The organism is Rheinheimera hassiensis (genome assembly GCF_022436675.1).
GTDB classification, from domain to species: Bacteria; Pseudomonadota; Gammaproteobacteria; order Enterobacterales; family Alteromonadaceae; genus Alishewanella; species Alishewanella hassiensis.
Window position 1 is genome coordinate 1 of the sequence record NZ_JAKUJZ010000048.1, and the last position, 270, is coordinate 270.

At 60.0% G+C, this 270-nt stretch carries 1 protein-coding gene; it reads left to right on the top strand.

Annotation, left to right across the window (positions count from 1 at the left end; genetic code table 11):
- Positions 1–270: cupredoxin family protein (locus MJX74_RS21590; protein ID WP_240225079.1), on the top strand; the 270-nt coding region annotated here is incomplete at both ends.

Consider the following 270-nt stretch of genomic DNA (forward strand, 5'->3'; position numbering starts at 1 on the left):
GGTCAAACAGGGCGAGACCGTGCGCTTCATCGTCAAAAACTCTGGAAAGGTCAAGCACGAACTCAGCCTGGGCACCGAGAAGGAGTTGCTGGAACACCTGGAGCAGATGAAGAAATTCCCCGACATGGAACACGACGAACCCAGCAAGGTCACGCTGCAGCCCGGCAAGCGGGGGGAGATCGTGTGGCAGTTCACCAAGGCCGGCCCCGTGAACTTTGCCTGCCTGATGCCGGGCCACTACGAAGCGGGCATGAAGGGCGCCATCAACGT